Source organism: Corallococcus exercitus, from assembly GCF_042231735.1.
Classification (GTDB): Bacteria; Myxococcota; Myxococcia; order Myxococcales; family Myxococcaceae; genus Corallococcus; species Corallococcus exercitus_B.
Genome location: NZ_CP102577.1, coordinates 5,549,964 through 5,563,279, shown reverse-complemented (window position 1 = coordinate 5,563,279; position 13,316 = coordinate 5,549,964). Strand labels below are relative to the sequence as shown.

Annotated in this window: 13 protein-coding genes; 10 read left to right on the top strand and 3 right to left on the bottom strand. The window is 71.5% G+C overall.

What is annotated here, in order from left to right; all coding sequences use genetic code 11:
* Positions 1–128: 128 nt before the first annotated feature.
* The 3 genes from NR792_RS21790 (at position 129) to NR792_RS21780 (ending at position 2,619) form a co-directional block, all read left to right on the top strand.
* Positions 129–899 (top strand): glucosamine-6-phosphate deaminase, encoded by a 771-nt coding sequence (locus NR792_RS21790; RefSeq protein WP_375754597.1) that lies wholly within the window; start codon positions 129–131, stop codon positions 897–899.
* A gap of 95 nt (positions 900–994) precedes the next feature.
* Positions 995–2,113, top strand: coding sequence for an NAD(P)-dependent alcohol dehydrogenase (locus NR792_RS21785; protein WP_375754596.1), 1,119 nt, complete (start codon positions 995–997; stop codon positions 2,111–2,113).
* Positions 2,110–2,619 carry a DUF4334 domain-containing protein gene (locus tag NR792_RS21780; protein WP_375754595.1) on the top strand — a complete coding sequence of 170 codons (510 nt, stop codon included), beginning with the start codon at positions 2,110–2,112 and terminating at the stop codon, positions 2,617–2,619. The genes NR792_RS21785 and NR792_RS21780 overlap by 4 nt, the downstream gene beginning before the upstream one ends.
* A gap of 337 nt (positions 2,620–2,956) precedes the next feature.
* Here the strand turns inward: NR792_RS21780 and NR792_RS21775 are convergent, their stop codons facing one another.
* From NR792_RS21775 to NR792_RS21765, 3 genes are all read right to left on the bottom strand, one after another.
* Positions 2,957–3,763, bottom strand: a complete 807-nt coding sequence (locus NR792_RS21775) for a lytic transglycosylase domain-containing protein (RefSeq protein WP_375754594.1) — start codon at positions 3,761–3,763, stop codon at positions 2,957–2,959.
* Positions 3,764–3,877: 114 nt separating this feature from the next.
* Positions 3,878–4,429 (bottom strand): hypothetical protein, encoded by a 552-nt coding sequence (locus NR792_RS21770; protein WP_375754593.1) that lies wholly within the window; start codon positions 4,427–4,429, stop codon positions 3,878–3,880.
* Between the two features lie 18 nt (positions 4,430–4,447).
* Entirely contained in the window at positions 4,448–5,050 is a 603-nt protein-coding gene (locus NR792_RS21765; protein ID WP_375754592.1) for a hypothetical protein, read from the bottom strand.
* A gap of 324 nt (positions 5,051–5,374) precedes the next feature.
* Between NR792_RS21765 and NR792_RS21760 the strand changes: the two genes are divergently transcribed.
* The 7 genes from NR792_RS21760 to NR792_RS21730 all read left to right on the top strand — a co-directional run bounded on the left by NR792_RS21760 (position 5,375) and on the right by NR792_RS21730 (position 13,237).
* Positions 5,375–6,052 (top strand): carboxypeptidase-like regulatory domain-containing protein, encoded by a 678-nt coding sequence (locus NR792_RS21760; RefSeq protein WP_375754591.1) that lies wholly within the window; start codon positions 5,375–5,377, stop codon positions 6,050–6,052.
* A gap of 2 nt (positions 6,053–6,054) precedes the next feature.
* Positions 6,055–6,774, top strand: a complete 720-nt coding sequence (locus NR792_RS21755) for a hypothetical protein (RefSeq protein WP_375754590.1) — start codon at positions 6,055–6,057, stop codon at positions 6,772–6,774.
* Positions 6,775–6,851: 77 nt separating this feature from the next.
* Complete coding sequence (locus tag NR792_RS21750; protein WP_375754589.1) at positions 6,852–8,153, top strand: hypothetical protein; 1,302 nt, start codon at positions 6,852–6,854, stop codon at positions 8,151–8,153.
* A 160-nt stretch (positions 8,154–8,313) separates the two neighbouring features.
* A complete protein-coding gene (locus NR792_RS21745) occupies positions 8,314–11,118 on the top strand; it encodes a hypothetical protein (protein ID WP_375754588.1) in 2,805 nt (934 codons plus the stop codon).
* Positions 11,119–11,283: 165 nt separating this feature from the next.
* On the top strand, positions 11,284–11,871 hold the full coding sequence (locus NR792_RS21740; protein ID WP_375754587.1) for a PadR family transcriptional regulator: 588 nt from the start codon (positions 11,284–11,286) through the stop codon (positions 11,869–11,871).
* Positions 11,868–12,623, top strand: a complete 756-nt coding sequence (locus tag NR792_RS21735; RefSeq protein ID WP_375754586.1) for a siderophore-interacting protein — start codon at positions 11,868–11,870, stop codon at positions 12,621–12,623. Before NR792_RS21740 ends, NR792_RS21735 begins: the two co-directional genes overlap by 4 nt.
* 203 nt (positions 12,624–12,826) lie before the next feature.
* A complete protein-coding gene (locus NR792_RS21730; protein ID WP_375754585.1) occupies positions 12,827–13,237 on the top strand; it encodes an alpha/beta fold hydrolase in 411 nt (136 codons plus the stop codon).
* Positions 13,238–13,316 lie beyond the last annotated feature (79 nt).

The window sequence follows — 13,316 nt, the reverse complement described above, 5'->3', positions numbered from 1 at the left end:
CCTGTTAATCGCCGCCCGGGTTCACATGTAATTCCCGGAAGCGTGAGCCCTTGCCGCGCGGCGCCACGCACGATGCGGCTGGGGGGCCAGCGACCGGGGCGGGGAGGCCGGCGTATGCTGGCCGGTCCATGGACCTACGGGTGTTCCAGACGGAGCAGGAGGCGGCCAGCACCTGCGCGGCGCGCATCGCCGAGGCGGTGCGGCACACGCCGGAGCTGGTGCTGGGGCTCGTCACGGGGCGCTCACCGCTCAACGTGTACCGGAACCTGGTGGAGCTGGCGGCCCGGGGGGCGCTGGACCTGTCGCGGGCCACGACGTTCAACGTGGACGAGTTCCTGGGGCTGCCGCCGGAGGACGCGGGCAGCTTCCGCGCGTACATGGACCGGCACCTGTTCCGGCATGTGAATCTGTCAACGGAGCGGATCCACTTCCTCGACGGGTGCGCGCCGGACGCGGAGGCGGAATGCGCGCGCTATGACGCGGCGCTCGCGGCGGCCGGGGGGCTGGACCTGCTGCTGCTGGGCGTGGGACCCAACGGGCACATCGCGTTCAACGAACCCGGCGAGGTGCTGACGGCGACGAGCCACCGCGCGCGGCTGTCGCGGGAGACGCGCCTGTCGCACGTGATGGCCTTCGGGGATGATCCGTCCAAGGTGCCCATGGCGGCGCTGACGCTGGGCATGGCGGCGGTGCTCCAGGCGCGCAAGGTGGTGGTGCTGGCCTTCGGCGTGAACAAGGCCGCGGCGGTGACGGCGATGGTGCACGGGCCGCTCACGCCCCGGTGGCCCGCGTCGTTCCTCCAGCTCCACCGGGACGTGGAGCTGTGGCTGGACACCGGCGCCGCCAGCGGCCTGCACGGACGCAGGCTGGAAGCGGACCGGCCCCGCGACGGCGCCTGACCCGGGACCACCGGTCCCTCCGTGTTCAAGCCGGCACAACCCCGGACGCCCGGTCCATGTGACTTTATTGGCGGAATGCCAATAAGATGGACGCCATGGGTCTTCCGGTGCGTGCCGCGCTGCTGCAGGCGGTGAGTGGTCCCTTCGTCATCGACGAGGTCGAGCTCGACGCGCCTCGGGCGGGCGAGCTGCGGGTGCGGGTGGCGGCGAGCGGCATCTGCCACACCGACCTTGCGTACCGGGCGGGCGCGGGCCGCTTCCCGCTGCCCGCGGTGCTGGGGCACGAGGGCGCGGGCGTGGTGGAGGCGGTGGGGGAGGGCGTGACGGGCTTCGTGCCCGGCGACGCGGTGGTGCTCAGCTACTTCTCCTGCCGCGCCTGCTCCACGTGCGCGGGCGGACACCCCGCGTATTGCGAGCATGGGTACGCGGGGAACTTCTCCGGCTCGCGGCCGGACGGCTCGTTCCCCATGCGGTGGCGCGGCGCTCCGGTCCGCTCCAGCTTCTTCCATCAGTCGTCGTTCGCCACGCACGTGCTGGCGCATCAGCACAACGCGGTGAAGGTGGACGGCTCGGCGCCTCTCGACCTGGTGGCGCCGCTGGGGTGCGGGTTCCAGACGGGGGCGGGGGCGGTGCTGGAGGCGTTCCGGCTCCAGGCGGGACAGCAGCTCGCCGTCTTCGGGGCGGGCGCCGTGGGGCTCGCGGCCATCATGGCGGCGCGGGTCGCGGGCGCGGCGACCGTCATCGCGGTGGACCTCAGCGCGGAGCGGCTGGAGCTGGCGCGCGAGCTGGGCGCCACGGACACGTTCCTGGCGGATGAGCCCGGGCTGACGAAGACGCTCCTGAAGCGCACCCGGGGCGGGGTGGACTTCGCGCTGGAGTGTGTCGGGTCACCCCAGGTGTTGCGGCAGGCGTTCGAGGTGACACGCCCGCTGGGCACCTGCGGGTTGCTCGGGCTGCCGGGCCGGGACGCGGAGGTGGCGCTCTCCATGACCGCGCTGCTCATGGGGCGGAGGCTGGTGGGCATCCTCGAAGGCAACGCCGACCCGAAGGCCTTCATCCCGAAGCTGGTCGCGCTGCACGCGCAGGGACGCTTCCCGCTGGAGAAGCTGCGCCGCCCCTACGACTTCGAGGCCATCAACGACGCGGTTCACGACATGGAGACGCGCACGGCCATCAAGCCGGTGCTGCGGATGCCGGGAGGCGGGACGACATGACGTTCGACGAGGCGGTGAAGGCCGGGCGCATCCCCGTGGAGAAGGCGCTCGCGCTGTTCGACAGCCTGCCCACGGTGGAGCTGGGGTTCCTGCGCGGCACGTGGCGGGGGCACGAGCTCCAGACGGGCCACCCGATGGACGGACTGCTCGACGCGACGGGCTGGTACGGCAAGCAGTTCGTCGACGCGGAGAGCGTGCACCCGCTGCTGTTCCACACGGAGGACCGCAAGGCGGTGTTCCCGGTGGATCCGCGCAAGTGGCCGTCGCCGGACCTTCGCGGTCCCGTGGGCCCGCATCGGGCCGCGGTGGAGACCGGGCAGTTCAAGGCGCGGCTGCGCATGACGGAGTACCGGGGACGGCTCAGCGCGACGATGGTCTACGACGACCGGCCCATCCTCGACGTGTTCCGGAAGGTGGACGCGGACACGGTGCTGGGCGCGATGGACGCCCGGGGGATGGCGCAGCCCTACTTCTTCGTGCTGCGCCGCGACCCGGAGGCCCGCTGAGCCTCGGACACGAAGTCAGTCCTGATGGCTGAGAGGGTGAGAACCCAGCAGGGACGCCCCGGCAGCGGCGCACCGCGCAAACCTGTCCGACAGTCGGACAGGTTTGGGCGACCGCGCCTGGGGGCCGCCGCTCTCTCCGAGCAATGGAAACCTGTCCGACAACCGGACAGGCTTGGCCCCCCGCGACCTGGGGGCTCCCGTTCCGCCCGAGCCGTGGAAACTTGTCCGACAGTCGGACAGGTTTGGAGCCGCGCCGGGCGGAAGGCGTCCCGCATAGAGGCCTGGGGGCCCAGGTGCCCTGGAGTGCTCGACGCGTCCGGGCCCGACAGGAGCAGCATCAGTGCGTCGCGGACGCGACCCGCGCGGGAGGCTTGCTGGCCGTGGCCGGGCGGGATGCGGGCCTCGCGGGGGTAGGCACCTTCGGTGCGGCGGGCGGCTTCGCGGCGGCGCCGGGCGGACGGGACTTCCTCGCTGCGGCCTGCGCGGCGGGAGCCTTCACGGTGACGGCCTTGGCCGGGGACTCGGAGGCGGCCGGGCGCTTCGCAATCACGGGCGCCTTCGGCCGGGTGTGCTCATAGGCCGCGAGCACCTTGGCCACGTAGAACTCCGTCTCCCCGTTGCGCGGCACGTGCCCGTTCACCGACCCCGGGCCCGCGTTGTACGCGGCCACCGCGAGCCGCACGTCGCGGAACCGGCGAAGCTGTTCGGCCAGGTAGCGCCCGCTCGCGTTGACGGACGGTTCCGGGTCGAAGGGGTCCTCCACCCGCATCAGCGCCGCCGTGTCCGGCATCAGCTGACCGGGCCCCATGGCCCCCGCGGGCGAGATGCGGTGCACCCGCGTCTCCGACTCCACCTGGATGAGCGCCCTCAAGAGCCCCGGCGGAATCCTATGGCGGCGCTCCGCGTCCGCGATGAGCGGCTCCAGCGGCGGGTGCTCATCCAGCACGCACGCGGGCCGGTGCGCCACGTAGGCCCCCAGGGCGCGCGCCTTCGTCTGGAGGAAGGAGAAGGACAGCGGCGACACCTGCGTCTCGCCCAGCCAGGCGACGCCCACGTTGAGCAGCACCACGGGCACCAGCGCGCACGGCACCAGCCACGCCCATCCCGGAATCTCGATGCCGCCCACGGCCCGCTTGCGTCCCACCCTCCCCACTTAAGGGCCCCGGGCGTCCCCGTCCAACTTCCGGCCCGCGCCAGTGGACACCGCCGGACCCGCCACCCGCCCCGGCGCTCGGCCGGGGCAGGGGCTCACGCACGCCTAGAACAGCAGGCCGAAGTAGTTGGCGCTGGCCTTGGCGCCGACGCAGACCTCGACGTCCGCGGTCCACGACTGCGTGGGGGGCGACCCCGTGGCCTGGAAGCGGAACTCCATCTGCTCCTGCTTGGCCAGGTCCAGCACGTCCACCGCACCGCTGCTGGTGAGCTGGAGCTTGTTGGTGGAGCCGCCGGTGCCCGAGCGCTGGAACTCGCCCAGGAGCACGTACTCCGCGGAGCCCGGCTTGCGCACGGAGAGGCTCGCGCGCTCAATGCCGCTGATGTCCGTGCTGGCGGTGGCGTCGAAGAGCTTCAGCCGCAGCTCCGTCTCCACGTCGGCGTCCTCGGGCAGCGCGTTGGCGAAGTCGCCCAGCGGAATCTCGAAGGACTGCTCCACGGAGCCGCTGATGGGTGGGGCGGCGGGGAAGGACAGGTCGTTCTGGGTCTTGCAGATGCGCTCGGCCTCCACCTCGATGGTGAAGAGCGAATCACAGCCCGTGCCCAGCAGGGTGACGGCGCTGGCGAGCAGGAGGGTGCGGAAGGATGGCGTTCGCATGGTTGGCGGTCTCCTGGCTCAGAAGAAGTAGACGATGAAGCCCAGCTTCACCGACGGGATGGTGGCGCGCAGGTGCAGCGGGCCGGACGTGACGCTGTCGTCGTCGGCCGCGTCCTGGATGAGGGGCGTGGGGTCCGGCACGGTGAGCGCCACGTAGCTGAGGCCCACGTTGAGGAAGAAGTTGAAGCGGCTCTTCGTGCCCACCTCCAGGCCCACGCTGCCCGTCACGTAGTTGTACGTGACGTCGCGGATGGCCTCCGACGTGGCGCTCGGCTCACGGCCCAGCCAGTCCAGCACCTCGCTGTACTCCGAGCCGAAGTAGTGCCCGGCCTCCACGTTGAGGGATGGCGCGATGAAGGTGTCCATCGGCAGGATGCTCAACCCGCCGCGCACGCCGATGCTGAGCGTGTTGGTGGTGGGGCCCGCGTGCAGCCGCAGCCAGTTCGTGGGGCGCACCACCGCGGACAGGCCGATGCCGTGCGGGGCGCCCGCGTCCAGCAGCAGGCCCACCCTGCGTGGCGTGTCGTCGTCCTGCGCCAGCGCGGGCGTGGCGGTACCCAACACCGCCAGGCACCCCAGGGCGATGCCCGAGGAGAGAAGGGAGGGATGTCGTCGTCTCAAGGAAGGGGAGTCCATCGTCATGACGAAAGTTCCACGGTGAATGCCGGCCCAGCGGCCATTCTTCGCGGAAGGCGCCCGGGAAATGAAGCGGGACGCGCGAATCCCGTACGGGCTTTCCGGGATGCCACGACCCGCGGTGGGTGGACTGCCCGGTTCCCGACACGCTGAGTCGTCCGAAGAGATCCGGAAATGCGTGCAATGCCTGTCAAATCACCGACGTCCTGTTCAATCCCCTGGGTGATGTCCAGACATCCGGCGCGATGCGAGCGTATGATGAAAGGACACGGTGGCGTGGCTTCAGGGCCGGGAACCGGGGGGCCAAGGATGATCGACGAAGTCGATCTGCGCATGAAGGCGTGGGTGGGACGCATTGCCACGGAAGCGCCTGTCTATCTGGGCGTGCCCGACCGCGAGTCCCTGGACCGGGGTGTCTGTCTTTACCTCCTGGAGCTGGGGCCCGCGCCCCTGACCCGGGCGGGGAAGCGGGGCGCCCTGCAGTTCACCGTCTGCTATCTGGTGACGGTGGGCGCGGAGACGCCCGAGCGCGCGCACCGGCTCCTGGGCGACCTGGTCTTCGCGGCCATGAGCGACAAGGAGCTGGAGGTGGACCTGAGCCCGGTGCCGGCGGCGCTGTGGGCGGGCCTCCGCTCGGTGCCGCGCCCCGCCTTCCGCCTGCGGGTGCAGGTGCGCAAGGAGAAGCCCCTGGCGGAGGTGCGATGTCTGTCTTTGGTGGACGGGGCGTCCGCGCCGGCCCCCCTGCTGGGTCGGGTGGTGGGGCCCGGTGACGTGCCCATCCGCGGCGCGTGGGTGGCGCTGCCCGAGCTGCAGCTGAGCACGCGCACGGACGCGCAGGGGCAGTTCCACTTCCCCCGCCTGCCGCCGGTGGAGTCGCTGGGCCGGCTGGAGGTGCGCGCGGAGGGGGAGATGCTGGCGGTGGAGTCGGAGGTGCTCGCCACGGGGACGGCGCCGTTGATCATCCGGATGCCGGTGAAGGAGGAGTGACGATGCACGCGGGACCGCCAGCCGGGGCCGGGGAGACGCTGCCCCGCGCGCGGCGGCACCTCGCGTGGGTGCTGGTGGTGGCGCGGTGGTTGAAGGCCTGGGCGGAGCGGGTGCTGGCGGAGCACGCCGCCGCGCTGGCGAAGGCGGCGGCGGGGCTGGGAGGCGCGCGGGTGCGCTCGCTGCCCCTGCGCGAGCCGGCGGCGGTGCTGCCGCCGCCCGTGCCGCTGTGGCCTCCCCGGGTGGACCCGCTGCCTCCGGCGCCCTGGGAGTTGGCGTCCAGGGTGACGCACGCGAAAGCGCACACCCCGCGCCTGAACACGCTGCGGTGCATCCCGAAGGAGGAGGGGAACGCGCCGGACGTGGAGCGCGAGGACGTGCCCTTGAGAGCGACGCCCCGGGTGCCCTTCGGGTTCGACCCGGATGACCTGTTGCCCGCGGAGCCCGTGGCGGTGGTGGCGCCTTCGCCCGTGCTGCTGCTCCAGGCCGCCGCGCTGGAGACGCCGGAGCCTCCGCTCGCCGCGCGGCCGTTGCAGGCGGTGACCTCGTTTCCCAGGGACCCCGCCAGGGAGCTGCTCGCGCTGCTGAAGGAGTCGCTGGGAGCGCAGGCCCCGCCGTCCGTGCCCTGGTCCGAGGCGGCGCCTCCCTCGCCCGGCGAACCCGCCGACGCGGAGGAGATGCTGCGCCAGTGTGAGCGCCTGGAGCTGGAGCCGACAGTCGAGTAGCGGCGGGGCACGGACGGACACGGTCCGGGGCACGCATCCCAACGGCCGTGCCGCGAGGGACTATGCTGGCCGGCGCGATGTCCCAGCGGTCACGTCCCAGCGCCAGCCCTCCAGGCCTCACCGTGGCCGATGCCGAGCGTCAGCTGGAGGGCCGCGCGGAGGTGCTCGCGGCGGCGCGGCGGCCGCACGCGGAGCTGGAGAAGGTGCTGTCCGGCCGGCGATGGCGGCGCGCGCTGGTGCGGCGTCCGGAGCTGGTGCCCTCGCTCGTGGCCGAGGCGCGGGCCGTGGAGGAGGCGCTGGAGCGCGTCCACCGCCGCGCGGAGCTGGAGGCCTGGCCGGACGCCACGCCCGTGTTGAAGGAAGCCCGGGAGCTGTCGGCGCGGCGGGAGCGGCTGACGCGGCTGGCCCGGCGCAGGTTGGACGTGCTGACGGTGGCACCCGGAGACGTGTCCCTGGAAGAAGCACTGACGCGGCTGGATGCGCTGGTGCGCCAGCCCGTGAGCTGGGCGCTGAACCCGGGCGAGGTGCTCGTCTTCGAGGACGACACCTGGCGGCAGTCGGGCCCGAGCCTCGTGCCCAGGCCCCGCGGACAGGAGCTGCCGCCGCGGCTGTCGCTCGCGATGGGGGGCGTGGTCGCGCTGGGCTTCCTGCTGTTCCTCGTCGCTCCCAGGCGGATGGAGTTGTGGGTGATGGGCTCCGTGGTCATGGGGCTCATGGCCATCGGGTGGGCCCAGCTCCTGCGCTCGGGCCGGCTCCGGCTCACCAGCGAGCGGCTCATCTGGGCCCCCACGTTCGGTGAGCCGCAGGAGGTGCGGCTGGGCACCATCGCCCCCGCCGGCCTCCGGCTGGAGCAGAACGTGGACCTCCATATTGAAGGCGACCGGCGGCTCCACGCGCGCTCGGTGCGCGGGGCCACGGCGGTCGCGCTGGTCGTGGAGCTGCACCGGCAGCCCCCGCTGCGCGGCGCGGCCCGGGCGGGCGTGCGCCTGGACAGCGTGGCGGTGTTTCCCGCGAAGCTCGGCAGGCGCCAGGGGTACTGCGCGCTGGGGCCCCAGGGCCTCTCCTTCATCCCGGAGGGAAAGGGCCCCCAGGCCTTGAGGGCCGTCACCGGCCGACCCTCGCCGCTGCGCGACTTCGAGTCCGACCAGGTGCTGGACGCGCTGCGCTGGCTGCCGGAGGCGGAGTTCGACGCCTGCGTGATGCGCATGGTGGAGGCCACCGGCGGCGCGGCCTGGGCCCGCGCGGACGCGCGCTACGTCCCGGGCGCCCCCGTGTGGCGGAGGATTGTCATCGAGCACGGCGGCCTGACGCTGACCGGCCGCGTGCAGTGGGACCAGCAGGATGCCGCCGAGCGGCTCCTGCGGGACTGGCCCCGGTAGCGCCGGTCCTCCGACCAGGGAACGCCCCTCACTGCGTACTGGGAAGGGGTCCTTGCGCCGCGCAGCGACTCCACCGGGTCCGGGTCCACCCGTTTCCCCCATGTCGGACGCCACATCTACAGTGCAGCCGGGGTTCCCAGCCCCTTCCCCGAGAGACATCATGAAAGCCAGACACCCGGTGGTGCGCCGTGTCTTCAAGCGCACCGCGTCCGCGGCGATGCTGCTGTTGGGCCTTGCCTACAGCCGCCCGTCGCACGCGCAGCACTTCACCGTCTTTGAGAGTGGCCAGGTCCGCCCCCTGGCCCTGTCGCCCAACGGCCAGTGGCTCTACGCCGTCAACACGCCGGACAACCGGCTGGAGATCTTCCAGGTCGCCGCCAGCGGCCTCACCCACAAGGGCTCCGTGCCCGTGGGCCTGGAGCCCGTGGCCGTCGCCGCGCGCACCAACGACGAGGTCTGGGTGGTCAACCACCTGTCCGACAGCGTCAGCATCGTGAAGGTGGACGCGACCGGGCAGGGCGGCAGCGTGACGCGGACGCTGCTCGTGGGTGACGAGCCCCGCGACATCGTCTTCGCCGGCACCGGCAAGAAGCGCGCGTTCATCACCGCCGCGCACCGCGGGCAGAACACCGGGTTCGACCCGCAGCTCACCACGCCGGGCATCGGCCGCGCGGACGTGTGGGTGTTCGACTCGGAGAACCTGGGGACGACGCTGGGCGGCACGCCGCTCACGCGCCTGAGCCTCTTTGGCGACACGCCTCGCGCGCTCGCGGCCACGCCGGACGGCAGCCGCGTCTACGCGGCGGCGTTCCACTCCGGCAACCGCACCTCCGTGGTCCACGAGAGCCTGGTGCCCAACGGCGGTGAGTCCGTGGGCGGCGTCCCCGGCCCCAACGTCAACCACCAGGGCATCGCCGCTCCGGAGGTCTCCGTCATCGTGAAGTACAACGGCCAGGACTGGCTGGACATCCTCAACCGGCCGTGGACCGACTCCCTCCGCTTCACCCTGCCGGACAAGGACGTGTTCACCATCTCCGCCACCGCCAACCCGCCCGTGCAGGTGGCGGGCGCCGCGGGCACCTACGCGGGCGTGGGCACCATCCTGTTCAACATGGCCGTCAACCCGGTGAGCGGGAAGGTCTACGTGAGCAACACCGAAGCGCGCAACGACCTGCGCTTCGAGGGCCCCGGCACGATGACGGGCAACACCTTGCGCGGCCACCTGCACGAGAGCCGCATCACCGTGCTGGGCAACTCCAGCGCGCCCACCGTCACGCCCCGCCACCTCAACACGCACATCAACTACGCGGCCTGCTGCGCGCCCACGCCCAACGCGGAGAGCGAGAAGAGCCTCGCGCAGCCCACGGGCATGGCGGTGACGTCCAACGGCGCCACGCTCTACGTCGCCGCGTTCGGTTCGTCGAAGCTGGGCGTGTACGCGACCTCGCAGCTGGAGGCGGGCACCTTCACGCCGTCCACCGCGAACCAGATTCCGCTGACGGGCGGCGGCCCCACCGGCCTGGTGCTGGACGAGGCCCGGGGGCGCCTGTACGTGCTCACCCGCTTCGACAACGCCGTCTCCGTGGTGGACACCGCCACGAAGACGGAGGTGGCGCACCTGCCCATGTTCAACCCGGAGCCCCCGAGCGTGGTGCAGGGCCGCCCGTTCCTCTACGACGCGCGCAACAGCTCCAGCCACGGCGACTCGTCCTGCGGCAGCTGCCACATCTTCGGTGACTTCGACAGCACCACCTGGGACCTGGGCAACCCGGATGGCGACGTGAAGACGAGCTACAACCCCGTCGTGCCGGTGCTGCCGGAGTTCGGCACGGACCCCACCTTCGGCCAGGACACGTCCTTCCACCCGATGAAGGGCCCCCTGTCCACGCAGAGCCTGCGCGGCATGGCCAACCAGGGCCCCATGCACTGGCGCGGGGACCGCACCGGCGGCGACAGCGCGCCCAGCGTGCAGCCCAACAGCGGCACCTTCGACGAGGTCGCGGCCTTCAAGCAGTTCAACCCCGCGTTCAAGGACCTGCTGGGCCGCAGCTCGCAGCTGACGGAAGTGGAGATGCAGAAGTTCTCCGACTTCATCCTCCAGGTCGTCTACCCGCCCAACCCCATCCGCAAGCTGGACAACTCGCTCACGGCCTCGCAGCAGGCGGGCAAGGACTTCTTCACCAACACCACGAGCTTCTTCCAGGGCTCGTGCGAGTCCTGCCACCGCGTGGACGTGAACGCGAACCCGGGGGAAGGCCCCTTCAAGGGCTTCTTCGGCACGGACGGCCGCAGCTCCTTCGACGCGGAGCCGCTGTTCCCCAAGGTCCCGCACCTGCGCAACATGTACCAGAAGGTCGGCATGTTCGGCGCCGGCTTCCCCTTCGGCACCACGCCGGTGGATCCGTTCCTGGGGGACCAGGTGCGCGGCACGGGCTTCAACAGCGACGGCGCCATCCCCACGCTGTTCCTCTTCAACAGCGGCTTCGACTTCCACCCCGTCTTCAACCAGGTGGGCATCCCGGACACGCCCGCGGGCTTCCAGGCGAAGAAGGACATGGAGGAATACATGTTCGCCTTCGAGACCAACCTGGCGCCCATCGTCGGACAGCAGGTGACGCTCACCGCGACCAACGCGGCGGTGGTGGGCTCGCGCATCGACCTGCTGATGGCGCGCGCGGACGCGGGCGAGTGCGACCTCGTGGCCAAGGGCCGCGCGGGCACGTACGAGATGGGCTTCCGCTACCTGGGCAGCGGGCAGTTCAAGGCGGACCGCGCGGCGCTGCCGCTGGTGCCGTCCGCGTCGCTGCGCTCGGGCGTCGCCACGAACCAGGGCGTGCTGACGTACACCTGCGCGCCCCTGGGCTCCGGCCAGCGCGTGGGCATCGACCGCGACCTGGACGGCTTCCTCGACGGGGATGAGCGGGCCGCGGGCACCAACCCCGCGAACCCGGCCAGCCACCCGTAGCGGCGGCTCCGCGGTCAGCGGCTGAAGACTCCTGGCGGCCCGGGCACCCCTGCCCGGGCCGCTTGTCGTTTCAGGAGGTTACGAAGCAGGCGGACAGGCTCCGGGCTCAAGTCAGCTTGATTTCGATAATGCTGAGATATATCTCAGATCCATCTGGAAGGTATCTTGAACTCCCTGAAGGGACACGACATGCGCGGCGGACACGGAAGAGGCCGGGGCGACCCGGAGCCCTGGCATCACGAGCGGGGAGAGGGCCGGGGACGGCACGGGGGGCCCGGCGGCGGGCGCCACCGGATGTTCGAGGGCGGCGAGCTGCGCCTCGTGCTGCTGCACCTCATCAACGAGGAGCCCCGGCACGGGTACGACCTCATCCGGGCCATCGAGGGTTTGAGTCGCGGCGTGTACGCCCCCAGCCCCGGGGTCATCTACCCCACGCTCACCCTGCTCAAGGACATGGAGTTGGTGGGCGAGCCGGACACGACGGACACGCAGCGCAAGCTCTTCGCCATCACGGCGCAGGGCAAGGCACTGCTCGCGGAGAATGCGAAGACGGTGGAGGGGCTGCTGCGGCGGCTTGGCGAGGCCGGAGCGCTTCGCGAGCGCACGGACGCGGCTCCGGTGCGGCGCGCGATGCAGAACCTGAAGAGCGTGCTGTTCGACACGCTGTCGCCGGGTGTGGACACGAAGGTCGTGCTCGACGTGGCGGCGTTGATTGATGAGGCCGCGCAGAAGATCGAGAGGCTCCGCTCATGAGCACCCAGGACCTGCATCAGATTGTCCGCGTGCGCCACGAGCTGCGGCGGCGCAGGCTGGTGGTCAGCGGCGTGGAGTCCGTGACGCCCCGCATGCGGCGCATCCACTTCGCGTCGCCCGACCTGGCGGACTTCAACAGCCCGTCGCCGGATGACCACATCAAGCTGTTCTTCCCTCGGGCGGGGGAACAGGTGATGCGTGACTTCACGCCGCGCGCCTTCGACAATCGGGGCCAGACGCTGACCATCGACTTCGCGCTGCACGGCTCCGGCCCCGCGACGGAATGGGCCGCCGGGGCACAGGTCGGCTCCTCGCTGGAGATTGGCGGACCGAAGGGCTCGCAGCTCGTGCCTGATGACTTCGACTGGTACCTCCTGGTTGGTGACGAGAGCGCGCTGCCGGCGCTCGGCCGCCGGGTGGAGTCGCTGCGTCCGGGCGTGCCCGTGACGACCGTGGCCGTCGTGGCGAACGAGGCCGAGCAGCAGACCTTCGTCACGAAGGCGTCCTGGCAGCCGACCTGGATCGTGCGCGGGGAGCCGGGGCCGGGCGACGGCGGGCTGCTGCGCCGCGCGCTCGAGGGGTTCACGCCTCCGGCGGGGGATGGCTTCGTGTGGATCGCCGGTGAGGCCGAGTGGGTCCGCGAGCTGCGAAACCACTTCGCCGAGGAGCGGAAGCACCCGGTGGAGTGGATCAAGGCCGCGTCCTACTGGCACCGCGGCGGGGACGCCGGACACGAAGGTCCTCGTCATTGAGGACGCCGCTGCCCGGCCCTCAGGGGCAATCACCGGCCCTGGGGGCGATGCGCACCGTCGCGCCATGACGAATGAAACCCAGACGGGCTCCCGCCCACGGGACGGATTTCAGGCAGCTTCCTCACCACGCGGGACGGCACCCAGCTCTACTTCAAGGACTGAGGCCCCAGGTCAAGACGGACTGGCACCCCGACGGTCTGCCCATGAAGGTCTTCGACGACATCCGCGCCGGAGTGCGCGCGGACCGCTCCAGCTTCTTCAGGGAGCTGAGCCTGGCGTTCTACGGCTTCAACCGGCCCGGCGCGCAGGTGTCGGAGGGGCTGCGTGAGAGCTTCCGCCTCCAGGGCGTGGTGGGGGGCCTGAAGGCCGAGTACGACTGCATCAAGGCCTTCTCCGAAACGGACTTCCGCGCGGACCTGGCCCGCTTCGACGTGCCCACGCTGGTGATGCACGGCGATGACGACCAGATCGTCCCCATCGACGGCGCGGCGCGCATCACGGCCACGCTCGTGAAGGACGCGAAGCTCCAGGTCTACCCGGGCTTCAGCCACGGCATGTGCTCGGTGAACAAGGACGTCATCAACAAGGACCTGCTGGCGTTCATCCAGGGTTAGGCGCCCGGACCCCCTCCAGGCGGGGCACCTCCAGACCCACTCGGTCCAAACCTGTCCGACAGTCGGACAGGTTCGTGCG